Below are 26,991 nucleotides of genomic sequence, written 5' to 3'. Positions count from 1 at the left end.
GCGTCCGAACCGGTTACGGACGTACGCAGGATCACGGTACCGACCCCAGCACGGTCGCACCTCATCCTCCCCGCGTACCCCGGCCGTCTGCTCCTATCGACCTACTTCCGGGGAGGAAACTGCATGGACGACGAGCAGAACGTGTTGGCCACGGTGTGGCCCGAGGTTGTCACCGAGCTGACCACCGGCTCACCGGACGGCGCCATCCCTCCGGTGACCCGAGCACAGCAGGCCTGGCTGAAGCTGGTCAAGCCGCTGACGGTCGCACAGGGGTTCGCCCTGCTCTCGGTACCCTCGTCGCTGGCCCAGGAAGCCATCGAACGCGATCTGCGCGAGCCGATCCTCCGGTCGCTTGCCCGTCGACTCGGTCCGCAAGTGGAAGGGCTCGGCGTCCGCATCGCCGCCCCGACCAGCCCGACGGTCGACCGGCAGAGCAACACACCCCGGCATGCCAGGATGACGAGCAGGCCGGAGCGAACCCGGGATGTCGGGCGCGGGCCGGCCACATATCCGGGTTCCGACTTCCCGGGCCGGGACGCATACCCCGCGCCCCGCTACACACAGTCCGCCGACTACGCGCCCGCGTCGCCTTATGACGATGACTCCGACTTCTCCCGACCGGAATACGGACAGGAATTCGCGCCGGGGGAGGACTACCGCCAGCCGGAGTACGCCCACGCCGATTACCCTGCGCGCGGCGACTACTCCACCATGGCCGAACTGCCCGGGGTATCCGCGCCGGACGCCGCGCCGCGGCGCGAAACCGGACTTCCGCCACGCCGTGAGTCGGCTATCCCGCCGGGCCAGGAGTCGCTGTTCAATCCCGAACCGGCCCCGATGCGCGGCCCGATCCGTGCGCCGGTGCGGGAGGCCGCCGAGACCGATACGGGCCTGGTGCACGATCCGGTGCGCGAGCCGGTCGGCGACAACCCGCGCGGCGATCATGACGACGAGCCAGTTGTGAATGTCCGCAACTCCTGGCCGACCTACTTCACCAAGTCGCAGGAGTCGTCCGCTCCGTCGACCTCCTCGGCCAGCCTGAACGCGAAATACACCTTCGAGACCTTCGTCATCGGCGCGTCCAACCGTTTCGCGCACGCCGCCGCCGTGGCCATCGCCGAAGCCCCCGCACGCGCGTACAACCCGCTGTTCGTCTGGGGTGCTTCAGGATTGGGCAAGACACACTTGCTGCATGCGGCGGGCCATTACGCGCAGCGCCTGTTTCCCGGCATGCGGGTCAAGTACGTCTCGACCGAGGAATTCACCAACGACTTCATCAACAGCCTGCGCGACGACCGGAAGGTCGCGTTCAAGCGTCGCTATCGCGAGACCGACATCCTGCTGGTCGACGACATCCAGTTCATCGAGGGCAAGGAAGGCATCCAGGAGGAGTTCTTCCACACCTTCAACACCCTGCACAACGCGAACAAGCAGATCGTCGTCTCCTCGGACCGCCCGCCGAAGCAACTGGCCACTCTGGAGGAGCGGCTGCGCACACGGTTCGAGTGGGGATTGATCACCGACGTGCAACCGCCGGAACTGGAGACGCGGATCGCGATCCTGCGCAAGAAGGCGCGGATGGATCGGCTCGATGTGCCGCACGACGTGCTGGAGCTGATCGCCAGCCGGGTCGAGCGCAATATCCGCGAGCTGGAGGGGGCGCTCATCCGGGTGACCGCGTTCGCCTCGTTGAACGGGCAGCCGCTGGATCTGCCGCTGGCCGAGGTGGTGTTGCGCGATCTCATGCCGGACACCGCGGCGCTGGAGATCAACGCGGCGACCATCATGGCCGTCACCGCGGAGTACTTCAACACGACCCTGGAAGAACTCACCGGTCCCGGCAAGGCTCGGCCGCTCGCCCAGGCCAGGCAGATCGCCATGTACCTGTGCCGCGAGCTGACCGATCTGTCGTTGCCGAAGATCGGTCAGGCGTTCGGTCGCGACCACACCACGGTGATGTACGCGGAGAAGAAGGTGCGCAAGGAGATGACCGAGCGGCGCCGCGTCTACGACCAGGTCCAAGAACTCACAGCCCGGATCAAACAGCGCTCGCGCTGAGGTCCATACACAGCTGAGCACCGCCCCTGACCTGGGGCGGTGCTTTTTTGTGGGTTGTGGATTCCTCGAGGAATCCTTGTGGATTCCTCGAGGAATCCCCCGGTTTGTCCACCGATTCACCCACAGGCCAGGGGGAGCGTCCCCAACTGTCGGCTCACAGGCCGAATTCAACAGTTTCCCCAGCCGCGGTTGCGCACACCCGGTGACCAGCACGGTGTCCGGATCAAGCCTTGTGGAATCCTCGAGGAGTCCGTGTGGAGTCCTCGAGGATTCCTCGAGTTGTCCACGATTTCGTGCACATGTGTGAACAACTGGGTGAATCCGGTGGAACAACTCGAGGAGCGCTCGAGGATGAATCGGGGACAACCGGTGAACCTCCACAGATGCCTGGTGTTCATCCTCGAGACACCCCGCGGTCATCCCCACGGCACCACGCCCCCTGACCAGTGGATTCGGCCGCAGTCCACAGAATCCACAGCACCTACTACTACTTCAGTTCTTCTCTTCAGAGATCTCTCTTCAAAACAGGGTGTGTGGAAAGTCGGTCGAGCGACGCGGCTTCGGTGTCACGACGTTTCCGGCATGGAGAACAGCGCAGGCCGATGTCCATGCACACAGTCCGTCGGCTCACCACGATCCGGCCGATGCACGAGCGACGGACCCGGCCGCGCCCCTGGACGACTCGCTTGCTTCTGCTCAACCCACACTGGGGGACCCCACCCGGCACCGACCACGCGTACCGCCGGAGGGTCGGGCTAGGTGCTCGTCTCGCACGCGGGTACGGTTTGATGTCGGTCGCCTGTGCCAGACTGCGAAGGCGGCCGATTCGGCAGGACCCTTTCGAGAACCGACACTGACGAGCCGACAACAGATCACGGAACCGGGAGAGGACAGATCGGGCGATGGAGCTTGCAAGCATGAAGTTTCGGGTCGCCCGCGAGGATTTCGCCGACTCCGTCGCCTGGGTGGCCCGCAGTCTTCCGTCGAGGCCTCCGGTTCCGGTGCTCGGCGGTGTGCTGCTGGTAGCCGACGAGGACGGGCTGACCGTCTCCGGCTTCGACTACGAAGTGTCCGCGCAGGTGCGCGTAGCGGCGGAGGTCGCGGGCCCGGGCCAGGTGCTCGTCTCCGGCCGACTGCTGGCCGACATCACCAAAGCGTTGTCCAACAAGCCGGTCGATGTCTCGGTGGACGGCACCCGGGTGCTGATCACCTGCGGCAGCGCGAAGTTCTCCCTGCCCACCATGCCGGTCGAGGACTATCCCCAGCTGCCCGAGGTGCCGCAGCAGACCGGTGAATTGAGTGTCGAGGTCTTCGCCGAGGCCGTTGGCCAAGTCGCCGTCGCCGCCGGGCGCGACGACACCCTGCCCATGCTCACCGGAATCCGGGTGGAGATCGAAGGCCCGCAGGTCGTCCTCGCGGCGACCGACCGGTTCCGCCTGGCCGTCCGGCACATCGAATGGCAGCCCGCGCGCCCCGACATCGAGACCTCGGTGCTCATCCCGGCCAGGACGCTATCCGAGGCCGCCAAGACGCTCGGTCCGTCCGACGCCCCGGTCCAGTTGTCGCTGGGCTCCGGTGCGGGATCCGACGGCCTGCTCGGCATCGTGAACGCGGGCCGCCGCACCACCACCCGTCTGCTGGACGCGGAATTCCCCAAGTTCCGCCAGTTGCTCCCCAAGGAACACACTTCGATCGCCACTTTGGCGGTCGCCGCACTGACCGACGCCATCAAGCGCGTCGCACTGGTAGCCGAGCGCGGTGCCCAGGTGCGGTTGGAATTCTCCACCGACGGTCTCCTGCTGTCGGCGGGCGGCGACGACGCCGGACGCGCCGAGGAATGGTTGGAGGCCGACTTCCGCGGCGAGTCGCTCACCATCGCGTTCAACCCCGGCTACCTCATCGACGGCTTGTCCGCGTTGCACGCCGACCGGGTCACCTTCGGCTTCACCACACCCAGCAGGCCGGCCGTGCTGCTGCCCGCTGCGGAGGAGGAGCCCGAGGTGCTCGACTCCGGAACGTTCGCGGCGCTGTCCAGCCCGTACATCTATCTGCTGATGCCGGTCCGGCTGCCGGGCTGATGGCCGGTGCATGATCGGGTACCGTGCGGATCCGCGCCGCGTGATCCGGTGCAGGTGAGCGACCTTGCCGCTGGGAGACCGCCGGCGACGTCGGAAAACCGGGTCGCGCCGCGGGTGCCCGCACACTTTATCCACAGGTGTTCCACAGGACTGTGGCATGTGACATGGGGATCGGCGGCGGTGCCGACGCCGGACCGACTGGCGGGAACGACCGCTTCCGCCCAGGCAGGGGCTCGATAGCGGATGTTCATCCGGGCACTGTCGCTGCGTGATTTCCGCTCCTGGGAGCAGGTGGAACTCGAATTATCCCCAGGCCGCACGGTTTTCTTGGGATCGAACGGCAACGGTAAGACCAACCTGCTGGAGGCGATCGGCTACCTGGCCACGCTCGGTTCGCACCGCGTCGCCACGGAGACGCCGTTGATCCGGATCGGCACCGAACGTGCCCGGATCGGTGCCACCGTGGTCAACGCGGGCCGCGAGTTGCGCATCGATGTCGAACTGAACCAGGGCAGTGCCAACCGGGCGCAGATCAACCGGTCACCGGTCCGCCGGACCCGGGAAATTCTCGGCATCCTGCAGACGGTGCTGTTCGCACCGGAGGATCTGGCACTGGTGCGCGGCGATCCCGGCGAGCGCCGCCGCTTCATGGACGAGTTGTGCACAGCACGCCTGCCCAGGCTGGCCGCGGTGCGCAGCGATTACGACCGGGTACTGCGCCAGCGGTCGGCGTTGCTGAAAACCGCTGGGCGCCAGGCCAGGTCGAGGGGGGATCTGAGCACCCTGGACGTATGGGACGGGCACTTGGCCGCGCACGCCTCGGTACTGCTCGCCCAACGGCTGCGACTGGTGCACGACTTGGCTCCGTACGTCGCGGAGTCCTACGCCTCCATCGCTCCGGAGTCTCGGTCTGCCTCGATCGCCTATCGCAGCGCCGCGCTGCCGCCGGAATTCCTGGATCCGGCCCGATCGCCGCGCGCGGAGGACACCGAGGAGCTCGAGGCGATCCTGCTGCGCGAACTCGCCGCGGCGCGGCCGAAAGAACTCGAGCGTGGAGTGTGCCTGATCGGCCCGCATCGCGACGAGCTGGAGCTGATGCTCGGGGACTCGCCCGCGAAGGGGTTCGCCAGCCATGGCGAGTCGTGGTCGTTCGCGCTGGCCTTGCGCTTGGGGGCGTTCGATCTTTTGCGCGCCACCGGCGCCGAACCGGTGTTGCTGCTCGATGACGTCTTCGCCGAACTCGACCGCCGTCGCCGCGCCGCGGTCGCCGCGGTCGCCGCGGGGGCCGAGCAGGTGCTGATCACGGCAGCCGTGCCGGAGGACGTACCCGGCGAACTCGCCGCAGTGCCCCTGCGCGTCGAGACCACGGGAAGCGCCGATGGACGCGTCTCGCGCCTCGTGGTCGAAGAGACGGCCTGCGGTGACAGCCACGGTTCCGGCGGCGAGCGGTGAGCTCCGTGAACCCGGATGCGCCGGCGCGATCCGCGCCCGGCACGTCCATGGCTTGGATCCACTACAGTGACCAGTCGTCGGGACTGCCGCCCGTCTTCTCAACAGCTGAGGCCGACTCCCCAACACCTGTGGAAAACTCGGCAGGTCGACGTCGGGCGACTCGGCGAAAATGGATTCAGCAACGACTTGGCAATCGCACTGACGTCATGTGGAAACCCCTCGAATGGGCGATGAATAGGTCAATTGACCGGCTGTCCGCTTGTCGGCCGCGTGCGTTCCCGCGTAGCTGGCAACATCCGGCAAAGCCTGGGGACAACGTGATCGAAACTGGGGACAAACGAATGCGTGCGAAGGGAGGGGGCCGATGAGCGATCAGCCCGCCGAGCCCGGATCCGCCGAATCCGCAGGCCGCGAACCCGAGCTACGCGGAATCGATCTGGCCCGGCGCGCGCTGGAGGAGGCGCGCGCCGCGGCACGGGCCAGCGGCAAGTCCGTCGGCCAGGGTCGTGCCTCGCCGCAGCGCAGGTTGCGGACCGGCGCCCGCAGGCGTACCGGATGGTCCGGCGCACGCCCGGACGATCGCGATCCCCAGCTGCTGTCCAAGCTGGCCGGCTCGATCGCCAAGAGCCGTGGTTGGTCGGGCAAGGTCGCCGAGGGCATGGTGTTCGGCCGGTGGGCAGGCGTCGTCGGTGAGGACATCGCCGCGCACGCCACCCCGATCGCGCTGAAGGACGGCGTGCTGAGTATCGCGGCGGAGTCGACCGCGTGGGCCACGCAATTGCGGATGCTGCAGAGTCAGATCCTGGCGAAGATCAACACCGCGGTCGGCCCGGGCGTGGTGACCTCCTTGAAGATCTCCGGGCCTGCCGCACCGAGCTGGCGTAAGGGCGAACGCCACATCAAGGGCCGGGGACCGCGCGATACGTACGGATAGTTGGTCAGTATCTGATACTCGGTGTTACGGTTATACCGACGGGCGTTTCACGTGGAACGCCTCGGCCCGATGTCGTGCCCGGAACCTGTCGCATCGGACCGAATTCGTCCGGGCGGAAGGTTTTTCGATGACGATCACCACATCCGTTGGCCCGTTTCCCGCGACCGCGACCCGAACCGTCCACCGCGGCGACGTCGAACTCGCGGTGTATGAATGTGGTAATCCCGAGGGCATTCCGGTCCTGCTGATCCACGGCTGGCCCGACACGCACGTGCTGTGGAGCCGGGTGGCCACGCTGCTCGCGGGCCGTCATCGCGTGATCGCGTTCGACAATCGCGGTGCCGGCAACAGCTCGGCGCCCACTGACGTCGCCGCCTACCGCATCGAAGAGCTCGCGGCCGACGTGCGCGCGGTGATCGACGCGGTCGCCCCGGGCCAACGTGTCCACGTGCTCGGCCATGACTGGGGATCGGTGATCGGGTGGGAGTTGGTCGCCGCTCCGGACGCCGCGTCGGTGATCGCGTCGTTCACTTCGGTGTCCGGCCCGAACCTGGATTTCCTCGGCGCCTATCTGCGCGGCCCCGTCACCGCGGCGCGGCTCCGCGGTTCGCTCATCCAAGCCATCGCCTCGGCCTACACCGTCGCTTTCCAGATTCCCGGACTGCCGAATCCGGTGCTGCGCGTGTTGTCCAACCATTGGCCGCGCTTCCTCGGGTTCTTCGATGGCTTGGATCCCGCGTTGGTGGAGACGGCGCCGACGCTGCGCACCGATATGATCAATAACCTGAAGCTCTACCGCGCGAACATCCGCACGCACCTGCGCCACCCGCGGCCCCGCCCCGTCGAGGTGCCGGTGCAGCTGATCGTCGCCACCGGAGACCGGGCGGTGCGGCCGGTGGTCAACGCCGAGGCCGGTCGATGGGTGCCGGACCTGACTCGCGCCGAGATCCCGGCTCGGCATTGGTCGCCGATCTCACATCCGGCGGAGCTGGCACGCCACCTCGCCGCCTTCGTGGATCGGATCGGCGCCGTTCGCTGATCCCGGGCGACTCGAAGTGCGCGGCGGCCAACGCATCTCTCAGCCCACGCCTGCTGGATGAAAACCGGCGGGAGGCGGACCCGACTCGGCGGATTCCGTTTTCTCGCATTCACGGAGCCGTCAGGGGTGTCGGAGGTGCGTTGTAAGTTGGGTGTACCAGTAGGATGGTGACGTAACTAGCGGCGATACCCTTCGGCGCGTTTCGCACAGTCCGCGCGTGGACCCTGATTTCGAGCAGACACCACCAGGGCCCCACGTGTGCTGTCCGATGGATGTATGCCGGGATCAGCAAGTAAGGAGAGCTACCGACCAGTGGCTGCCAAAGACTCCACCGCATCGGGTTCGACCAAGGCAACCGGGAAGCAGGACTATGGTGCCTCCTCCATCACGGTTCTCGAGGGGCTCGAGGCGGTTCGCAAGCGTCCGGGCATGTACATCGGCTCCACCGGTGAACGCGGTCTGCACCACCTGATCTGGGAGGTCGTCGACAACTCCGTCGACGAGGCGATGGCTGGGTACGCGACGAAGGTCGAGGTCACCCTGCTGGCCGATGGCGGCGTCGAAGTGGTCGACGACGGCCGCGGCATCCCGGTCGCGTTGCATGCGCAAGGCGTGCCCACCATCGAGGTCGTCATGACCCAGCTGCACGCGGGTGGCAAGTTCGACTCGGATTCCTACGCGGTGTCCGGCGGTCTGCACGGCGTCGGCATCTCGGTGGTCAACGCGCTGTCGACCCGTCTGGAGGCGGAAATCGACCGCGACGGCCACCACTGGAGCCAGACCTACAAGGACGCCACTCCCGGCAAGCTGGTGCAGGGTGAGCCGACCAAGAAGACGGGCACCACCATCCGCTTCTGGGCGGACCCGGAGGTCTTCGAGACCACCACGTACAACTTCGAGACGGTGGCTCGCCGGCTACAGGAGATGGCGTTCCTGAACAAAGGACTGACCATCAAGCTCACCGACGAGCGCGTCAGCGATTCCGAGGTCATCGACGAGGTGGTCAGCGAGACCGCCGAGGCGCCCAAGCACGCCGACGAGAACGGCGGTGCCGCCGAGCACAAGGTCAAGACCAGGACTTACCACTACCCGGGCGGGCTGGAGGACTTCGTCCGCCACATCAACCGGACCAAGCAGCCGATCCACAACTCGGTCGTCGGGTTCACCGGCAAGGGCACCGGCCACGAACTCGAGGTCGCGATGCAGTGGAACTCCGGCTACTCGGAGTCGGTGCACACTTTCGCCAACACCATCAACACCCACGAGGGCGGCACGCACGAGGAGGGCTTCCGCGCGGCGTTGACCACGGTGGTCAACAAGTACGCGAAGGACAAGAAGCTCATCAAGGAGAAGGACGGCAACCTCACCGGTGACGACATCCGGGAGGGCCTGGCCGCCATCGTGAGCGTCAAGGTCGGCGAGCCGCAGTTCGAGGGCCAGACCAAGACCAAGCTCGGCAACACCGAGGTGAAGTCGTTCGTGCAGCGCACCTGCAACGAGCACCTCACCCACTGGTTCGAAGCCAACCCGGCCGACGCGAAGACCATCGTGAACAAGGCGGTGTCCTCGGCGCAGGCGCGCGTCGCCGCCCGCAAGGCGCGCGAGCTGGTGCGCCGCAAGTCGGCGACCGACCTGGGCGGTCTGCCCGGCAAGCTGGCCGACTGCCGGTCCAAGGACCCGCACAAGTCCGAGATCTACATCGTGGAGGGTGACTCCGCAGGCGGCTCGGCCAAGTCCGGTCGCGACTCGATGTACCAGGCGATCCTGCCGATCCGAGGCAAGATCATCAACGTCGAGAAGGCGCGCATCGACAAGGTCCTCAAGAACAACGAGGTCCAGTCGATCATCACCGCCTTCGGCACCGGCATCCACGACGAGTTCGACATCAGCAAGCTGCGGTATCACAAGATCGTGCTGATGGCCGACGCCGACGTCGACGGCCAGCACATCTCGACGCTGCTGCTCACGCTGCTGTTCCGGTTCATGCGTCCGCTGGTCGAGCACGGTCACGTGTATCTGGCGCAGCCGCCGCTGTACAAGCTCAAGTGGCAGCGCAGCGAGCCGGAGTTCGCCTACTCCGATCGCGAGCGCGACGGTCTGCTGGAGGCCGGTCTGGCCGCGGGTAAGAAGATCAACAAGGACGACGGCGTGCAGCGCTACAAGGGTCTCGGTGAGATGAACCCCAAGGAGCTGTGGGAGACCACCATGGATCCGTCGGTGCGGCTGTTGCGTCAAGTGACGTTGGACGACGCGGCCGCGGCCGACGAGCTGTTCAGCGTGCTGATGGGCGAAGACGTCGAGGCGCGGCGCAGTTTCATCACGCGCAATGCCAAGGACGTCCGCTTCCTCGATCTGTGAGTCAGCACGCGCGTCGTGACGCGCGATCCCACGATTCCGCACGAGACCATCGCGCAGCGCTCATGACGCCGACGGGGTGCGGGAGCATCCGCAAGACACAGGAGACCTCATGACCGACACCACCCTGCCCCCGACCGGCGGCGAGCGCATCGAGCCGGTCGATATCCAGCAGGAGATGCAGAACAGCTACATCGATTACGCGATGAGCGTGATCGTCGGCCGCGCGCTGCCCGACGTGCGCGACGGCCTGAAGCCGGTGCACCGGCGCATCCTCTACGCGATGTACGACAACGGGTATCGGCCCGACCGCGGTTATGTGAAGTCGGCGCGCCCGGTCGCCGAGACCATGGGTAACTACCACCCGCACGGCGACGTCCCGATCTACGACACCCTGGTGCGCATGGCGCAGCCGTGGTCGCTGCGCTACCCGCTGGTCGACCCGCAGGGCAACTTCGGTTCGCGCGGCAACGACGGCCCGGCCGCGATGCGGTACACGGAGTGCCGTCTCACGCCGATCGCGATGGAGATGCTGCGCGAAATCGACCACGAGACGGTCGATTTCGTGCCGAACTACGACGGCCGCTCGCAAGAGCCGGTGGTTCTGCCATCCCGGGTGCCGAACCTGCTGATCAACGGCTCGGGCGGCATCGCGGTCGGCATGGCGACCAACATCCCGCCGCACAACCTCAGGGAAGTCGCCGAGGCGATCTACTGGGCGTTGGAGAATCACGATGCCGACGAGGAAACCACCCTCGCCGCGTGTATGGAGCGGGTCAAGGGCCCGGATTTCCCGACCGACGGCCTGATCGTGGGTAGCCAGGGCATCCACGACGCCTACTCCACCGGGCGCGGTTCCATCCGCATGCGCGGTGTGGTCGAGATCGAGGAAGACAACAAGGGCCGCACCACGATCGTCATCACAGAGCTGCCCTACCAGGTCAATCCCGACAACCTGATCTCATCGATCGCCGAACAGGTGCGCGACGGCAAGATCGCGGGTATCTCCGACATCCACGACGAGTCCTCCGATCGCGCCGGTCTGCGAATCGTGGTCACCGTCAAGCGCGACGCCGTGGCCAAGGTGGTGCTGAACAACCTCTACAAGCACACCCAGCTGCAAACCAGCTTCGGCGCGAACATGCTGTCCATCGTCGACGGGGTGCCACGCACCCTGCGGCTGGACCAGATGATCCGCCATTACGTCAACCACCAGCTCGACGTGATCGTGCGGCGCACCCGCTACCTGCTGCGCAAGGCCGAGGAACGGGCCCACATCCTGCGCGGACTGGTCAAGGCGCTGGACGCGCTGGACGAGGTCATCGCGCTCATCCGCCGCTCGGCCGACACCGAGACCGCGCGCACCGGCCTCATGCGGCTGCTGGAGATCGACGAGATCCAGGCCACGGCGATCCTCGACATGCAGCTGCGGCGCCTCTCGGCGTTGGAGCGGCAGAAGATCGTCGACGAGCTGGCCAAGATCGAACTCGAGATCGCCGACCTCAAGGACATCCTGGAGAAGCCGCACCGCCAGCGCGCGATCGTGCGTGACGAGCTGCAGGAAATCGTCGACAAGTACGGCGACGACCGGCGCACCAAGATCATCGCGGCCGACGGCGACGTGGCCGATGAGGATCTCATCGCCCGCGAAGACGTGGTCGTCACGATCACCGAGACCGGCTACGCCAAGCGCACCAAGACCGATCTCTATCGCAGCCAGAAGCGCGGCGGCAAGGGTGTGCAGGGCGCAGGTCTCAAGCAGGACGACATCGTCAAGCACTTCTTCATCACCTCGACGCACGACTGGCTGCTGTTCTTCACGAACAAGGGCCGGGTGTACCGCGCCAAGGCATACGAGCTGCCCGAGGCCAACCGCACCGCGCGCGGTCAGCACGTGGCGAACCTGCTGGCCTTCCAGCCGGACGAGAAGATCGCCCAGATCATCCAGATCAAGTCCTACAACGATGCCCCGTACCTGGTGCTGGCCACCAAGAACGGCTTGGTGAAGAAGTCGAAGCTGACCGACTTCGACTCCAACCGCAGCGGTGGCATCGTCGCGGTGAACCTGCGCGACGAGGACGAGTTGGTCGGTGCCGTGCTGTGCTCGGCCGACGAGGACCTGCTGCTGGTATCGGCGCTCGGCCAGTCGATTCGGTTCTCGGCCACCGACGAGGCGCTGCGTCCGATGGGCCGCGCAACCTCGGGTGTGCAGGGCATGCGGTTCAACGACAGCGATGAACTGTTGTCCCTCAATGTGGTTCGCGATGGCACGTATCTGCTGGTCGCGACGTCCGGCGGCTATGCCAAGCGGACCGCGATCGAGGAGTACACCCCGCAGGGCCGCGGCGGTAAAGGCGTATTGACCATCCAGTTCGACGCGAAACGTGGCACCCTGGTCGGGGCGCTCATCGTCGACGACGAGGATGAGTTGTACGCGATCACCTCCGGGGGCGGCGTCATCCGGACGGCGGCGAAGCAAGTTCGTAAGGCTGGACGGCAGACCAAGGGCGTGCGATTGATGAACCTCGCAGAGGGCGATACCTTGCTTGCGATCGCGCGCAATGCCGACGAGCCCGATCCCGATCAGGTCGCCGGCGGCGGTGACACCGGTTCTTCTGAGAAGTAATCCAATAGCGGCGGCAACGAACGGATCTAAGGATTCCCATTGACCACTCCGAATCAGCCGAATGACGAGCGGCACCAGACGAACGGTGTGACCGAGCGGATCGCACCGTCACCGATCCCGCCGCGGCCGATCCCACGGCCGGTCGCCTCGGCCGAGAACGGTCAGCCCGGTGGCGGCCAGCAAGGAGGCGGCCATCCCGGTGGTGGACAGCCGGGTGGTCACCAGAGCCAACCGGGGCCTCAGCCCGGTGGGCAGCCGGTCGGGCAGCCCGGCAACCAGCCGAGGCCCGGCGCCAACCAGCCGAATGCCCAGCCGCAGGAGTTGCGCGACAAGCAGGGTGATTTCCCGGCCCAGCAGGCGAAGCCGGACAAGGTGCCCGGCGGCGACGGCCAGGAGCACTTCGATCAGAAGACGGCGCGGATAAACACCAAGGCCGAGCAGCCCGCGCCCGAGGGCGGGGAGAAGCAGGCCGGGGGCGCCGCAGGCAACGGCGGACAGCAGTCGCCGTATCAGGACGGCTGGTCGCAGCTTCCGCAGCGGGAACCGCAGTCCAACCTGTACCGCCCTGGTCAGGCGCCGGTCACCGGCCGCCCGAACTCCGGCGGGTCGGTCGGGCTCGGCAACAACGCGTCCAACGCGCGCACCACCGCCGACCTGGCGGCCAAGGCGGCACGCAAGGAAGCGGCGATGGTGAAGTCCGTCGGCATCGACGGACCCACCCGCAGCATCGCGCGGCCGGAGCTGATCAAGGACATGCCCGACCTGTCCGAGATCCGCCACCCGCTGCCGCAGACCGAACCCACGGGTCCGCAGTCCGCACCGGTCTCGCCCGCGGTTCCGGTAGCGGTCGCCGCGGCCGCTTCCGGTCAGCCGCTGCGGGCGACGGTGCAGCTCCGTCGCATCGATCCCTGGTCGACGCTGAAGATCACCCTCGTCATCAGCGTGGCGATGTTCTTCGTGTGGATGCTGGCGGTCGGCCTGCTGTACATCGTGCTCGAGGGCATGGGCGTGTGGGAGCGGCTGAACAACACGTTCACCGACATGGTGTCTCAGGACAGCGGCTCGGTGGGGTTGATCGACGCGGGCACCGTCTTCGGCTACGCGGGCGTGATCGGCCTGATCAACGTCGTCTTGTTCACCGCGCTGGGCACGGTCGGCACCTTCATCTACAACCAGTGCTGCGACCTCGTCGGCGGCATCCAGGTAACCCTGGCCGACCCCGACTAGCCGGTTCTTCCGAACGGCCGGTACCCGCCTCTGCAGGGGCTGGTACCGGCCGTTTTTGGGTCTCCCCAGCGCATCTGGCACAGGTACTCTGACCGTGCCTGCAATCCCGGTGCTGGAAAGACGGGCGATCGGGTGTCGACCACCGGAAGTTATCGGCATTCCGCGCCCGTACCACCGCATGCCGCCTACCAGCCGTTTTGGTTCATGGAGGTCATGTCCGGTAGTCTTTGCTCTCGGCTCGGAGATCCGAGTCGAACAACACGGGCCTATAGCTCAGGCGGTTAGAGCGCTTCGCTGATAACGAAGAGGTCGGAGGTTCAAGTCCTCCTAGGCCCACCTCGAGATTCTCATCTGGGGCATGGTCCCGTACCGGGTTCGCGGTAGACATCGTCGACAAAGTCTGCTCTCGGCTCATATCAAGAGCGCGCCACGCCGCCACGGCATGCACTCGACGGCTACACCCGGGCATCTCGCGCGTCGACAAACCGATTCCCTGAACCGGTCAAGTCCTCGGCGGTAAGTGATTGCGAGTGGTGTGACTGTCTGCGAGCGCAGAGAGGCCGAGCGGCCTGGTAACCGCTCGGCCGTGTCGACCACCTTGATTCGGTTCCTTCCGGAGATCTGTCAGAGCGGGAAGAAGAAGAAGCCGATCGTCGCACCGATGGCAGCGCCGATCGCGCAACCGATCACGGCGCCCACCAGGAAGAACCAGATTCCGATGAGAACGCCGATCGCGCAGCCGATCGCTGCGCCCACGAACAGCCCGATAAACAGGGCATCCTGCACCAGGCTCTGCACCTCAGGTGGCATGTTGGCCGCCTCGGGTGACGGTGCGCCACTCGCCGGTGTCATAGTCAGGATCCGGCCCGTGCTGTCGAGCGACGGTGTGACGGTGAAGGTTTGCCCCGTCTCCATGCGCAGCGTCGTCGGGATCGAGCCGACGAGTGCGCCGTTGTCCGCGATCACATTGATCCCTTCGGGAGCCGGGACGAACTTCCCGGACGCGAGGTTGATCGTGGCGCTCGAGTGATCAGCCGCCAGGGTCGTCGTGTAGGCGATGGGGCCGTCCGACAAGGTGGCAGTGATTTCCTGCCCCGCTACTCGGCCCTGACCTTGGGCCGTGACGGTAGCGATCCCTGTGGATGCAATGGCTATGAGTGCGGTCGCCACCAACTTTCTAATTATCATTGGACTTCCAATCTGCCGATTTACGGTTGTCCGTTTCCCCGACAAACGGCATCATGAATATGCTCCTCCTCGGTACTTATGATGTCCATAGGGGTTTCTCATACTTCTCTTAGAGTCACGCGGTCGGTTTTCACATTTGGATCGCGGATAGCTGCAGCATGCGGGGAGTTCCGAGTTCGAGCCCGCGCCCAGCGACGCATTCTCGGTGACGGCCCGGAACATGCGGGACCGCTTCGTATTACCAGGCTCGGGATGGTTTATCCGCGGGCGGGGACGGCCAGGCGAACGAATCCGGACAGTCCGTGAGGGAGCATCGAAAATGCGATTCGAAGGAATGGCTGTGCGCGGCAAGCTATCCCGCGGCCGGATGGATGAAGTTGCCTTGTAGGCGGCGACGCCAGCCCTGTGCGGGAATACCGATAGGTCCTTCGGCACGCGCATCGGGTATTCGAGCGTCTGCATTACCGGATATATGAGCCCAGCGGACTCGATCACCGCCGCCGAGCAGGTGACAGTCGGCGCGGTTTGCACCTCTAGCGCGCCGGTCATGCTGCGATTGGCGCTACCGCAGTTCGGTGAGTCGGCGTACGACCGATAAGACCCGGGGCGGCTTCGATCGTGGACCGTGCCGGGCCCAAGTCATCCCACACTTCTCGCTCCCGCAGCTCTATGGGTATCCGAATGCGGCCAGCAGCCGGTTCGGTCGGGCCCTACACTCGACCCACACGCATGCTCTCGACGGAGGTGATCGGCGGTTGAATCCCATGGATCCGCGCGACCAGCACACGGCACGTTATGAAGCCGGATACCAGCCGGGGAACTACCGCGATCCCGGGTACAGGGGTGATCCCGGATACCGCGACGGTTCCGGATACGGCCAGGGTTCCGGATACAGCCAAGACCACGGATACAGCCAAGACCACGGATACAGCGCATATCAGCAGTCCGAGTATCCGGACCGGCAGTCTCGGTCACAGCAGGGGCCGGACGTCAACATCGGCATGTTCACCGGTGGTGTGTTCGCTGCGGCGGTGGTGACCGCGCTCGCGGCCTGGCTGTGCGCCTGGATCATCGAAATCATCGCCACCCGGGTGACCGAGAGCGGCAAGTTCGGCGTATGGAACCCGATGGCTCAGGACTCGTTCTGGTTCGCGGTGGTGGCCTTCATCTGCACGCTGCTGGCCGGGGTGCTCTGGTATCTGCTGCGCCTGGGCACTCCGTCACCGGAATTGTTCTTCGGCTGGATCGTGGGAATCCTCACCGCCGCGGCGGTGGTCATTCCACTGGCACTGTCCAACGATCTGTGGGTGGGCATCACCACTGGTGTCGAACATTTGGTGATCGGACTCCCGATCCTCAGCATGGTGCGCATGGTGGGCGCCAAGAGCATCGTGCATCAGTGAGGAACGGCGGAGCGGAAGGCCGGAGCACGGTGGAGTGGCTGCTCGCACAGTGACTGTCGGCTTTCCGCCAAGCTCCCAACGCAATCACAAGCCTGGGGTCCGGTGGCCAAGCCCTTCCACCGGGAACCATGACCACCCACCGCAACCACAAGCACGGGGGTCCGGTGGCCAAGCCCTTCCACCGGGAACCATGACCACCCACCGCAACCACAAGCACGGGGGTCCGGGGGCGAAGCCCTCCGGGCGGGGCGTGGGGGTTGCACCCCCACAAAACACGCGGAACGCAAAAGGCTCATGCTTTCCATGAGCATGAGCCTGCGATGCGTGGAGCCTAGGGGAATCGAACCCCTAACCCCTGCCTTGCAAAGGCAGTGCTCTGCCAATTGAGCTAAGGCCCCATCACCGTTCATCACGGTCGGCGCGTACAGACGCCTGGAAAACGGTACCTTCTCGCCGTTGACGCGGTCAAAACGGCAGGGTAAATGGTGCGCGGAGCGCGGTTGTCGCAGCTGTTCGCCATGCGATGCGCCGCGGGGATCGGTGCCGGCGGCGTCGAGCAACGGCCGAGGCGATGGCCGGTATGGGCATGACCCGGTCGACGGCGATCGGATCAGCACGCGAGGTCAGCCGGCGACTCGGTGCGCGGGGATGGTCGGAGGGCCCAGGTCGGGGCCAGGATTCGAGCGTTGTGGAGGTACCGCCTGGCGAGGGCATTTATCGTGGTCGCAGCGGTCGTGATCCGGTTCGTCGATGTGTCGCTGGTTGCTCGATGAGAGGACCCGCATGTCTCGGTATCTGTTCGCTCTTGGTCGCCTGGTCGCCCTTCGACGCTGGTGGGTGCTGGCGGTGTGGCTGGTTCTGCTCGCGTGTGCGATCGGATTCGCTGCGCTGAGCGGTGGCAAGACCACAGATGACTTCACCATTCCGAAGACCGAGTCACAGGACGCCGTTTCCCTGTTGAAGCAGCGGATGCCCGCGTACAGCGGAGCTCAGATGCAGGTCGTGTTCGCCACCCCGGGGCTGTCGAAGGTCACCGACCAGCAGCCCAGCGCCCAGATAGAGCAGGTCATGGCCGGTCTGCGGGGGCTGCCGCAGGTTGCGACGGTGGTCGACCCGTTCGAGGCCAAGGCGGTGGCACCCGATCAGCGGGTCGCGTTGGGCAGCGTGCAATTCTCGGTGCCGACCGGGGAGGTCACCGAGGAGACGCTAGGCGAGGTGGACCACATCGCCGCCCCGGCGCGGGATGCGGGCCTGGACGTGGAGTTCTCTGGAGCGGTGTATCCGGGCTTCACCGCCGAAGTACCCGAAACACCGGAGATATTCGGTATCGCCGCGGCCTTCCTCATCCTGCTGGTCACGTTCGGGGCGGTTGTCGCCGCTGGACTGCCTATCGTCACGGCGTTGGTGGGCGTGGCCATCGGTCTGACCGGAATCCTGGGTGTGGCCGCTTTCGTCGACGTGCCCGCGGCGGCGACGTCGCTGGCGTTGATGCTGGGGCTGTCGTGCGGGATCGACTATGCGCTGTTCATCTTGTCCCGGCATCGGCACAACATCGTGCTCGGGCTGCCCGCGGAGCAGTCGATACCGCTGGCGGTCGGCACGGCGGGAAGCTCGGTCGTGTTCGCGGCGGTGACCGTGATCATCGCGCTGTGCGGGCTTTCGGTCGCCGGCATTCCGTTCCTGACGGTCATGGGGCTCACGGCGGCCGGCGCCGTGCTGGTGGCGATGCTGGTCGCCCTGACGCTGCTGCCCGCGCTGCTCGGATTCGCCGGTGACACTGTCGCTCGGTTCATTTCGCCTCCGTTGCATCCGGGACGTCCGGAGGAGGTGGCGCGGATCGCGGCGTATGAACCGGAGCAGACGATGGGGCATGCCTGGGGCCGATTCGTCACGCGCTTCCGGGTGCCGCTGCTCGTGGTCGGCATCGCGGCGCTGGCCGTCCTGGCGATACCGGTCACTCGGATGGATCTCGGGCTGCCCAGTGGCGAGTCGCAACCGGAATCGAGCACTGCCCACAAGGCCTATGACCTGGTCAGCCGCTCATTCGGTCCCGGGTTCAACGGTCCGCTGCTGATGGTGACGGACCTGTCCAACGCCACCGGCCCGGAGGTGGGGCAGACGTTGACGCAACGGTTGCAGGCCGAACCCGACGTCGCCGCGGTACAGCCGGCAGGCAGCGGCGACCGCCTGCTGCTCCTCCAGGTCGTGCCGAAAACCGGTCCGGACGATCAGGCCACCTCGGATCTGGTCACCCGGCTGCGGGACAACCGCGCCCGCATCGAAGCGAACACGGGAGCCACCTTCCTGATCGGCGGCACCACCGCCGCGAACATCGACACCTCCAACCGGCTGGCCGACGCGCTGCCGATCTTCCTCTTGGTCGTGGTCGGCTTGGCGCTTGTGCTGTTGACGATCGCGTTCCGCACCGTGCTGGTGCCGTTGTCGTCGATCGTCGGATTCATCCTCTCGGTTTTCGCCGCGCTGGGCATTCAGGTCGCGGTGTTCCAATGGGGTTGGGGAGCGGGTCTTTTTCAGGTGACCAAGGCGCAGACGCTGAGCTTCCTGCCCATCGTCATCCTCGCGATCATCTTCGGGCTCTCCAGTGATTACCAGATCTTCGTGGTGTCCCGGATCAAGGAGGAATTCAGCCGTGGCGGGGATGCGGTCGGGGCCGTGCAGAACGGGGTGGCGCATTCGGCCCGGGTGGTGAGCGCCGCGGCGCTGATCATGTGCGCCGTGTTCGTGGCCTTCACCTGGGTCGACAATCCGATCGTCAAGCCCCTGGCGTTCACGCTGGCGGTCGGGGTGGTGCTCGATGCCTTCGTCGTCCGGCTCACGCTGGTGCCGGCCGTTATGGCCCTGGTCGGAAGCCGCATGTGGTACCACCCCCGCTGGTTCGGGCGTTACGTGCCGGATCTCGACATCGAGGGCGCGGAACTGGAGCACGAATTCACTCGCGACTTCGCGCCCAGCGTGAGTTGACGCCGTCGATCAGGTCATGCGGCGCTGTCGCCGAGCGGCAGCAGGTCGAGTGAAGGCAGTGGGAGCCGGCAGATCTCGCCCGCCTCGTCGGCCGGGATGCCGAACATGCGCAGCAGGTCCTCGGTGACCTGGTCGGACGCGGCGGCGTCGTCTCGTTCGGGCTGATCGTGCAGGAGCTGGCCCAGGCACAGTGCGGCGCCGGCGACGATCGTCATGGCCAGTTCCGCGTCGCTGATGTGGAAACGGCCCGCGTGAGCGGCGGCCTCGATGTCCCGCCGAGCGCGTGGCGCCAACCCTTTCTCGGAGGCGGTCTGTGCGAGTCCGTTGTTGAGCAGCACCTTGCTGAGGATGGGGTTTCGCCGATGCATGCGACCGGTCAGCCGGAAACTCTGCGCGAAGATCTGGGCCGGGTCGTCCAACCCCTCCATCAATGTGTCGAGCACGGCGCCGTGCTGGTCCAGCGCCTCTTCGACCGCGGCTTGGAACAGATCCTCCCGGCTGTGGAAGTGGTTGTAGAACGACCCCATGCCGACATCGGCCGCCTGGGTGATTTCCAGGATCGGCGCGTTCAGCTTCCCGGTCGCGATGAAGGACTGGGCCGCACTCACCAGGGCGGCGCGCGTGCGTGCCTTGCGGCGCTCCAGCCGGTTGGGTTCCGCGTCGGTCTGTTCGGTCATGCCTGCTCACCTCTCCCTGCTCGTCCTCGCACATGGTAACCCCCACTTCAGTTGTGACGAATTATTCAGAACTACTTGACTGAGTGTTACGTCGTATATGACGATATCGTCAGTCAGATGGAGGGAGTGGTCGATGATCGACCATCACGACCCGCACACCGGCCTGCACAGTGAGCACAGCGCCTTGGCGGGCGAACATCCAGGGCGAGCGCGCGACCCGATCGTGAAGGTGCACGACCTGGCGTGGCTGGAGTTCGAGAAACCGGACCTCGAGCGCGCGGCGGCCTTCGCACACGCTTTCGGCTTCGCGACGTCGCTGCGCACGTCGAATGAACTGCACCTGCGGGGAACCGACGCCGACGCGCCATGCGTGTTGATCCGGCGCGGACCGCGCTCGAGATTCATCGGCCCGGCCTTTCGGGCGGCGGACACCGCCGATCTGCTCCGCTTGGCGGAAGCCGGGGGAACCAAGGTGGTGAACCTGCCCGACAGCCTGGGCGGATCGACCGTCGAGCTGACTGACCCGAGCGGGTTGCGGGTGCGGGTCGTCGCGGATATGCACACGTTGACCGCCTTGCCCGCACAGGCGCCGCACACACTCAACGTCGGGCACGGGGTTGCCCGGATAAACCGCACGCAGCGCCCGCCACGCGAACCGGCACTGGTCCAGCGTCTGGGGCATGTGGTGGTGCAGACCACCAAGTACCGGGAGACGCTCGACTGGTATCTGCGGCATTTGGGCCTGATCGTCAGCGACTTTCTCTACTACCCGGGGCAGCGTGTGCGCGGGCCGGTGATGAGCTTCATCCGCTGTGACCGCGGCCGGACACCCGCCGATCACCACACATTGGCGTTGGTACTCGGACCGGCCAACCGGTATGTGCACTCGGCCTATCAAGTCGCCGATCTCGACGCGCTGGCCGCGGGCGGCGAGTACCTGCGCGACCACGGTTATTACCGGTCTTGGGGGATCGGCAGGCACATCCAGGGCAGCCAGATCTTCGACTACTGGCGCGACCCGGATGGGTTCCTGGTCGAGCATTTCAGCGACGGCGACATGTTCGACAGCACGCTGGAACCCGGGTGGGCGCCGTTCACCGCTTCCGGACTGGCCCAGTGGGGGCCGCCGGCCAGCAAAGACTTCCTCGGCCTGAAGCCCGGCCGGGAATCGCTTCACGAGCTGCGCGCGATGGTCGACGCGCTGCGCGAAGACAACGAATTCGATCTCCGTCGCCTACGCGGCCTGTTGAAAGTAGCCAATTCATGAGCATTTCCGTTCTTCGAACCAGCGATGCCTGGTGGGTGGCCACACCCGCGGGCGCCGCGAAAGTCGACACCGCCGCGACCACGACAGCTCAGCTGCTCGCCGATCGCGAGGCGGTCCTCGCGGCCGCCGCGAGCGGCGAGGCCGTGCCGGTCGAGGGGCTCTCGCTGGTCTCTCCCGTGACCGCGCCGTGCCGGGTGGTCGCGCAAATGACGAATTTCGCCTCGCACGTCAAGGATTCGGGCATGGACCCGGAGACGATTCCGCTGACGTTCTTCCGGAAGGCGTCGGGGTCGATCAGCGGTCCGCACACCGATGTCATCCGGCCCGCCCACGTGCGGTTGCTGGATTACGAGGTGGAGATCGGCCTGGTGTTCGGCCGGGAGATGCCGGTCGGATCGGAAGTCACCCCGGACAACCTCGCCGACTACATCGCCGGTCTCGTCGTCACGAACGACGTCTCCGCTCGTGATGTGCAGTTGCCGAAAACGCAGTTCTACGAGGCGAAGTCATATCCGACGTTCACCCCGGTCGGGCCCGCGCTGGTGCTGTTGCAGCCCGATGAGCTGAAGCGGTTCACCGATCTGCGGCTGCGATTGTGGGTCAACGGCGAAGTGCGCCAAGACATGACGGTCGCGGACATGATCTACCGGCCGCTGCAGACGCTGCAGGCGTTGACGCGGTTCCAGCGCATGGACGCCGGTGACCTGCTGCTCACCGGTACCCCGATCGGCACCGCGTTGAGCGCTCCGCCGAAACCGGTCCAGTTCATCGCGAATCTGCTCCCGGCGACGGTGAAGTGGAACCTCTTCTTCAAAGGTCAGGCCAAGAACCCGAAGTATCTGCACGACGGCGACGTCGTCGAGGCCACGATCGCCACCGATGACGGCGCCATCGATTTGGGCCGCCAGCGCACCACGGTGAGGTACCGGTGACCGACAACCTGACCATCAGCACCCCGTCCGAGGAGCTGCTGTGGCCACGCTACGCGCAGCCGAGCGATCTGGCCGAGATCGAATCGACGCCGCTGGCGCGGCGTGGTCTGCCCGAGTCGACCTATGCCCTGCTGGTGCGGGCAGCTCGGTCGTGGCCGGAGCGGACCGCCGTCACGGTCTTGCCGGACGCGGCGCGGTGGCGAGAACCATTGCGGCTCGGTTTCATTCAACTGCTGTCACAGGTACACCGGTACGCGAACCTGCTGCACGAGCTCGGTGTCCGACGCGGTGACGCGGTAGCGCTGATCGCACCGAACTGCGCCGAGCTGATCGCGGCGACCCTCGCCGCCCAGCTGGCCGGAATCGCCGCCCCGATCAACGGCGGCCTGTCCCCGCGGCACATCGCCGAACTGCTGCAACGCACCGGAGCGCGCGTCCTCATCACGGCTGGGCCGGAATTGGCTGCGCCCGTGTGGGATTCCGCGCGTGCGCTGGCCGCCGACGGCCTGTTGGACGCGGTGCTGGCACTGCGCCCGACCACGGCGGGTGAACCTCAGCCACTGGAGCCGCTGGACGGAGTGCGCGTCGGCTACCTCGACGAACTGGCCGCAGCCAACGATCCGGACGCCTTCGCCGGGCGGCTGCCGCTCCCGTCCGATCTCGCCGCGCTGTTCCACACCGGGGGCACCACCGGTGTGCCGAAGCTGGCCGCGCACACCCATGCCAACGAGGTCGCCAATGCGTGGATGATCGCGGCGAATTCCCTGCTCGACGACGATGCCGTGGTGTTCGCGGCCCTGCCGCTGTTCCACGTCAACGCGCTGGTCGTCACACTGCTCGCGCCGTTGTTCAAAGGCCAATCCGTGGTCTGGGCCGGGCCGCTCGGCTATCGGGACTTCGCGATCTACGGCGAGTTCTGGAACATCGTCGCCCACTACCGGATCGCCGCGATGAGCGCGGTGCCAACGGTGTACGCCGTGCTGGCGCAGTGCCCGGTCACCGCCGACATCTCCAGCCTCCGGTACGCCATGGTGGGCGCGTCGCCGCTGCCCGCCGCGGTGCGGGGCAACTTCCAGACGCACACCGGAATCACCCTGGTCGAGGGCTACGGACTCACCGAAGCGACCTGCGCCAGCGCGCGTAGCTTCCCCGACCTGCCGAGACCGGGATCGGTCGGGCAGCGTATGCCATACCAGCAGCTCAAGACGGTGCGCATCGACGAGGACGGCACCTGGACCGACCTACCCGCCGGCGCGACCGGGGTGCTGGCCATCAGCGGCCCGACCGTCTTCGCGGGCTATGTGACCGGGCGCGGCCAGCAGCGGCATGTGCTCGACGGTATGGGCAAACTCGTCGGCGGCTGGCTCGACACCGGCGACCTCGCCCACATCGACTCCGACGGCTTTGTCCATCTGCACGGCCGCGCCAAGGACCTCATCATTCGCGGCGGGCACAACATCGACCCCGCGACCATCGAAGACGCCCTGCTCGCCCACCCCCAGGTCACCGCGGCAGGTGCGGTTGGCCGCCCCGACCTGCACGCCGGTGAAGTGCCCGTCGCCTACGTCACCCTGGCACCCGGCGCCGACGTCACCGAAACCGGTCTGGTCGACTGGGCCGGCCAACACGTACCCGAACGGGCTGCCGCGCCGAAGACGGTCACGATCCTCGACGCGCTACCGGTCACCGACGTCGGCAAACCCGACAAACTCGGGCTCCGCGCCGACGCCACCCGCCGCGAACTTCTCGATGCCCTCGCCGAGATCATCGGAGTGCACAGCATCGCCGCGGCCGTCGAGGACGGCGTGATCGTCGCGACCGTCGAACTCGACGACACCGGTGCCGAGGCCGTCGTAGCGGCCGTCCTCGCCCGGTACTCGATCGAGTGGCGAATCGGGGCGCGCCGATGAATGTCGCGTCGATCGTGCTGGCCCTCCTGCTGGCGGTCTTCTTCCTGTTGCTCGGGGTGTCGAAGGTGTTGGCCGTCGGGCCGATGCGAGAGCGCGCCGCGCATGCCGGGTTCTCCGTCTCGGCGTACCGGGGGATCGGCGCGCTCGAGCTGGCCGCCGCGCTGGGTCTACTGGGCGGCATCGTCTGGTGGCCGGTGGGCGCGGCGGCGGGAGCCGGTCTGGTGCTGCTGATGGCCGGGGCTGTCGTCGTTCATCGGCGTACCGGAGACGGCGTGCGAGAGTTCGCTCCTGCCGTCGGCACCGGACTGATGGCCGTCAGCTACATCGTGACTGTGTTGGGAGCCTTGTAATGCCTTCCGCGCATGTACCTGTGGTGATCGTCGGCGCGGGACCGACCGGCCTCACCGCGGCCACGTTGCTCGCCCGATACGGTGTCGAATGCTTGGTATTGGAGCGGTGGGAGGGGGTCTACCCGCAGCCGCGCGCGGTCCACTTGGACGGTGAGATCCGCCGGATTCTGGACCGGCTGGGCGTCGGCGACGAATTCGACGCCATCTCCCGGCCGGCCCTCGGGCTGCGCCTGGTCGACCGGAAACTGCGGGTGCTGGCCGAATTCCACCGGAATCCGACGGGCGGCCGCAACGGCTACCCGGACGCGAACATGTTCGACCAGCCGGAGCTGGAGGAGATCCTGCGGGCCGCCGTGAAACGGCACGCCGACGTCACCGTCCGCGGCGACGTCGAGGTCACCGCGGTCGTGCCGGAAACGGACGGCGTGCGCGTCGACTTCACGGACCGGACGACCGATGCGGCGGAATCGGTCCGGGCGCGGTACGTCCTCGGCTGCGACGGCGCCAACAGCCTGGTCCGAACCTCGATCGGCGCCAGCATGCAGGACCTGAACTTCGAGCAGCGCTGGCTGGTCGTCGACGTGGCCACCACCGTCGAACTAGGGCAATGGGAAGGCGTACATCAGGTCTGCGATCCGGCTCGCGCTGCCACGTACATGCGCATCGGAAAGACGCGGCACCGATGGGAATTCCGGCTCGGGCCGGGCGAAACCGCGGACGACTACCGTGACATCGAGCGACTGCACGGACTGATCCGCCCGTGGACCGGCACGGTTCCGATCGAGGAACTCGAACTGGTCCGGCTCGCCGACTACACCTTCCGCGCACAGCTCGCCGACCGCTGGCGCGCCGGCCGGATCTTCTTGCTCGGCGATGCCGCCCACCTCACACCGCCGTTCATCGGCCAGGGCATGGGCGCCGGACTGCGCGACGCGGCCAACCTCACCTGGAAACTCGCCGCAGTCCTCGCCGGAGACCTGCCCGCGCGGGTACTCGCCACCTACGAGGCAGAACGCAAACCCCATGCCCGCACCATGATTCGACTCGCGAAGGCCACCGGCGTGGCCATGACCGACGGCGGCGAACTCGGTAACCTCCTCCGCCGTCTCATCACGCCACATCTGCACCGAGTGCCCGGTTTCCACGCATTGGTCACCGATGGGGTGACGCCGCCGCTGCGGCGGTCCGAGCTCGTGGTGCGGCCGCGTTTGCTCGGCGGTCGAGCGGGCAGCCTGGTGCCCAACGCGGTTCTCGACGAAGGCCGCCGCTACGACGATGTCGCCGCGGGACGGTACGCGATCGTCACCACGGTGCAGCCGGGACCGGCGCAATACGGCGAGATCCGGGCACGTGGCTGGGTGGTGGTGACTGCCGGTCCCGGAACCGAACTGCGCCGCTGGTTGCGCCGGGGAGGCGCCCGAGCCGCGCTGGTCCGCCCGGACGGGACCGTGCAGTGCGCAGCCCGAGACTTGACACGCCTATACACTGCCTATGCCCCGTAACTGATGAAACAATCACTATTGAGAGTCTCGGCCCGGGCGGGGGTGTAGGTGCTGACCAGCGTGGTCAAGGAGCCCGATCTCTTCTAGGCTGACTTCTGGCCAGCACAGTAGGCTGGGGCCATGAAAATCCTTCTCACCGCCGGTGCCGTGATTCTGATCCTTTTCGGCATCTCCAAGCTGCGCCAGCGCGGCGACGCGGACACGTGGCACGAGGTCACCACCCGCTGATTCGGGGCCTTAGCTCAATTGGCAGAGCACTGCCTTTGCAAGGCAGGGGTTAGGGGTTCGATTCCCCTAGGCTCCACCAATGGAGGCGAGTGCTCGCGGAGAGGCTCGCCTTTTTGGTCCCGCGTGTTCTGTGAGGGCGCAACGCCCACGCCCGGCCCGGAGACCTTCGCTCCCGGACCCCATACGGGGCCAGTCCCGGTGCCGCGTCTCCTGGAACCATCCGGTGGTACTCGCACAAGTTGTGGTGGCTGGCTGGAGGCCAACAGCTAGTGGTCGTTCGGTTCTGCCGGAGTGCCCCGAGGGGCCCGGTAGACCTCCCATAGTGAGTCCGCTGCATCGCCGGTTGCCGCATCAACCTCGACACCAACACTGGAGACGTTCTCGCGAGACTGCCACGTCTGTGTCATCACATCGCCCTTCGCGGCGTAGACGTCCCGGTCGATGTCGGTCCGGGTATGGAGATGATCGGCCATGGAGGCGGCCGCGGAACCGCCGGGCCGGGCCGGGCTGCAGGAGAGCAGAACCAGCGGGCCTGGCTTGGCATCGAGCGCTTGGGCCAAATGCTTGTTCCCGGCCAGCAATTCGGCATATGTCGGTCCGTCGATCTGCACGGCTTTCGACCTCCAACGCCCTGTCTTGATCTTGATATGGAACGTGCGGTTGTCGGCGTGTGCGTGCGCGTAGACCGGATCTTCAGACGACCACGGTGCCTCGCGGCGGCGGCCGAATACCCACTGGGGCTGCTTCGCCGCTGGATTCTTCCAGAACGGGTAGTACACGTGG

Annotated in this window: 18 protein-coding genes and 3 tRNA genes; 17 read left to right on the top strand and 4 right to left on the bottom strand. The window is 66.5% G+C overall.

Annotation, left to right across the window (positions count from 1 at the left end; all coding sequences use genetic code 11):
• The first annotated feature begins 123 nt into the window (after nucleotides 1–123).
• The 9 genes from dnaA to IU459_RS00575 all read left to right on the top strand — a co-directional run bounded on the left by dnaA (nucleotide 124) and on the right by IU459_RS00575 (nucleotide 14,105).
• Nucleotides 124–2,058: a chromosomal replication initiator protein DnaA gene (gene dnaA, locus IU459_RS00615; RefSeq protein ID WP_195127452.1), complete on the top strand. Its 1,935-nt coding sequence runs from the start codon at nucleotides 124–126 to the stop codon at nucleotides 2,056–2,058.
• A gap of 902 nt (nucleotides 2,059–2,960) precedes the next feature.
• Nucleotides 2,961–4,136 carry a DNA polymerase III subunit beta gene (gene dnaN / locus IU459_RS00610; protein ID WP_195127451.1) on the top strand — a complete coding sequence of 392 codons (1,176 nt, stop codon included), beginning with the start codon at nucleotides 2,961–2,963 and terminating at the stop codon, nucleotides 4,134–4,136.
• Nucleotides 4,137–4,379: 243 nt separating this feature from the next.
• Entirely contained in the window at nucleotides 4,380–5,588 is a 1,209-nt protein-coding gene (recF, locus tag IU459_RS00605) for a DNA replication/repair protein RecF (RefSeq protein ID WP_195127450.1), read from the top strand.
• A gap of 364 nt (nucleotides 5,589–5,952) precedes the next feature.
• Nucleotides 5,953–6,522 (top strand): DUF721 family protein, encoded by a 570-nt coding sequence (locus tag IU459_RS00600; RefSeq protein WP_195127449.1) that lies wholly within the window; start codon nucleotides 5,953–5,955, stop codon nucleotides 6,520–6,522.
• Nucleotides 6,523–6,649: 127 nt separating this feature from the next.
• Nucleotides 6,650–7,561 carry an alpha/beta fold hydrolase gene (locus IU459_RS00595; protein WP_195127448.1) on the top strand — a complete coding sequence of 304 codons (912 nt, stop codon included), beginning with the start codon at nucleotides 6,650–6,652 and terminating at the stop codon, nucleotides 7,559–7,561.
• A 276-nt stretch (nucleotides 7,562–7,837) separates the two neighbouring features.
• The gene (gene gyrB / locus IU459_RS00590; RefSeq protein ID WP_228837155.1) at nucleotides 7,838–9,919 is read left to right on the top strand and encodes a DNA topoisomerase (ATP-hydrolyzing) subunit B; all 2,082 of its coding nucleotides are present in this window, start codon (nucleotides 7,838–7,840) and stop codon (nucleotides 9,917–9,919) included.
• A gap of 109 nt (nucleotides 9,920–10,028) precedes the next feature.
• On the top strand, nucleotides 10,029–12,542 hold the full coding sequence (gyrA, locus tag IU459_RS00585; protein ID WP_195127446.1) for a DNA gyrase subunit A: 2,514 nt from the start codon (nucleotides 10,029–10,031) through the stop codon (nucleotides 12,540–12,542).
• Between the two features lie 39 nt (nucleotides 12,543–12,581).
• Complete coding sequence (locus tag IU459_RS00580; RefSeq protein ID WP_195127445.1) at nucleotides 12,582–13,769, top strand: DUF3566 domain-containing protein; 1,188 nt, start codon at nucleotides 12,582–12,584, stop codon at nucleotides 13,767–13,769.
• 262 nt (nucleotides 13,770–14,031) lie between these two features.
• Nucleotides 14,032–14,105, top strand: a tRNA-Ile gene (locus IU459_RS00575).
• 288 nt (nucleotides 14,106–14,393) lie between these two features.
• Here the strand turns inward: IU459_RS00575 and IU459_RS00570 are convergent.
• Nucleotides 14,394–14,942: a hypothetical protein gene (locus tag IU459_RS00570; RefSeq protein WP_228837154.1), complete on the bottom strand. Its 549-nt coding sequence runs from the start codon at nucleotides 14,940–14,942 to the stop codon at nucleotides 14,394–14,396.
• Between the two features lie 779 nt (nucleotides 14,943–15,721).
• On the opposite strand from IU459_RS00570, the gene IU459_RS00565 reads away from it, so the two are divergent.
• On the top strand, nucleotides 15,722–16,360 hold the full coding sequence (locus tag IU459_RS00565) for a DUF6069 family protein (protein ID WP_324198706.1): 639 nt from the start codon (nucleotides 15,722–15,724) through the stop codon (nucleotides 16,358–16,360).
• Nucleotides 16,361–16,685: 325 nt separating this feature from the next.
• Here the strand turns inward: IU459_RS00565 and IU459_RS00560 are convergent.
• Nucleotides 16,686–16,758 (bottom strand) — tRNA-Ala (locus IU459_RS00560).
• Between the two features lie 385 nt (nucleotides 16,759–17,143).
• Here IU459_RS00560 and IU459_RS00555 point away from each other — a divergent pair.
• Nucleotides 17,144–19,342 (top strand): MMPL family transporter, encoded by a 2,199-nt coding sequence (locus IU459_RS00555; protein ID WP_195127443.1) that lies wholly within the window; start codon nucleotides 17,144–17,146, stop codon nucleotides 19,340–19,342.
• Between the two features lie 14 nt (nucleotides 19,343–19,356).
• Here the strand turns inward: IU459_RS00555 and IU459_RS00550 are convergent, their stop codons facing one another.
• Complete coding sequence (locus IU459_RS00550; protein ID WP_195127442.1) at nucleotides 19,357–20,019, bottom strand: TetR/AcrR family transcriptional regulator; 663 nt, start codon at nucleotides 20,017–20,019, stop codon at nucleotides 19,357–19,359.
• A 133-nt stretch (nucleotides 20,020–20,152) separates the two neighbouring features.
• Between IU459_RS00550 and IU459_RS00545 the strand changes: the two genes are divergently transcribed.
• From IU459_RS00545 to IU459_RS00520, 6 genes are all read left to right on the top strand, one after another.
• Nucleotides 20,153–21,286, top strand: a complete 1,134-nt coding sequence (locus tag IU459_RS00545; protein WP_195127441.1) for a VOC family protein — start codon at nucleotides 20,153–20,155, stop codon at nucleotides 21,284–21,286.
• Nucleotides 21,283–22,218 carry a fumarylacetoacetate hydrolase family protein gene (locus IU459_RS00540; protein WP_195127440.1) on the top strand — a complete coding sequence of 312 codons (936 nt, stop codon included), beginning with the start codon at nucleotides 21,283–21,285 and terminating at the stop codon, nucleotides 22,216–22,218. The genes IU459_RS00545 and IU459_RS00540 overlap by 4 nt, the downstream gene beginning before the upstream one ends.
• Nucleotides 22,215–24,128: an acyl-CoA synthetase gene (locus tag IU459_RS00535; protein WP_324198686.1), complete on the top strand. Its 1,914-nt coding sequence runs from the start codon at nucleotides 22,215–22,217 to the stop codon at nucleotides 24,126–24,128. The genes IU459_RS00540 and IU459_RS00535 overlap by 4 nt, the downstream gene beginning before the upstream one ends.
• Nucleotides 24,125–24,478, top strand: coding sequence for a DoxX family protein (locus IU459_RS00530; RefSeq protein ID WP_195127439.1), 354 nt, complete (start codon nucleotides 24,125–24,127; stop codon nucleotides 24,476–24,478). Before IU459_RS00535 ends, IU459_RS00530 begins: the two co-directional genes overlap by 4 nt.
• Nucleotides 24,478–25,980, top strand: a complete 1,503-nt coding sequence (gene mhpA, locus IU459_RS00525; RefSeq protein WP_195127438.1) for a bifunctional 3-(3-hydroxy-phenyl)propionate/3-hydroxycinnamic acid hydroxylase MhpA — start codon at nucleotides 24,478–24,480, stop codon at nucleotides 25,978–25,980. Before IU459_RS00530 ends, mhpA begins: the two co-directional genes overlap by 1 nt.
• 231 nt (nucleotides 25,981–26,211) lie before the next feature.
• Nucleotides 26,212–26,287, top strand: a tRNA-Ala gene (locus IU459_RS00520).
• 187 nt (nucleotides 26,288–26,474) lie between these two features.
• Here IU459_RS00520 and IU459_RS00515 read toward each other — a convergent pair.
• Nucleotides 26,475–26,987, bottom strand: a complete 513-nt coding sequence (locus IU459_RS00515; protein ID WP_195127437.1) for a hypothetical protein — start codon at nucleotides 26,985–26,987, stop codon at nucleotides 26,475–26,477.
• Nucleotides 26,988–26,991: the final 4 nt, after the last annotated feature.

Source organism: Nocardia amamiensis (genome assembly GCF_015477605.1).
GTDB classification, from domain to species: Bacteria; Actinomycetota; Actinomycetes; order Mycobacteriales; family Mycobacteriaceae; genus Nocardia; species Nocardia amamiensis_A.
Note: the sequence above shows the minus strand (reverse complement) of the source record. Positions and strands in the feature narration are given on the sequence as shown.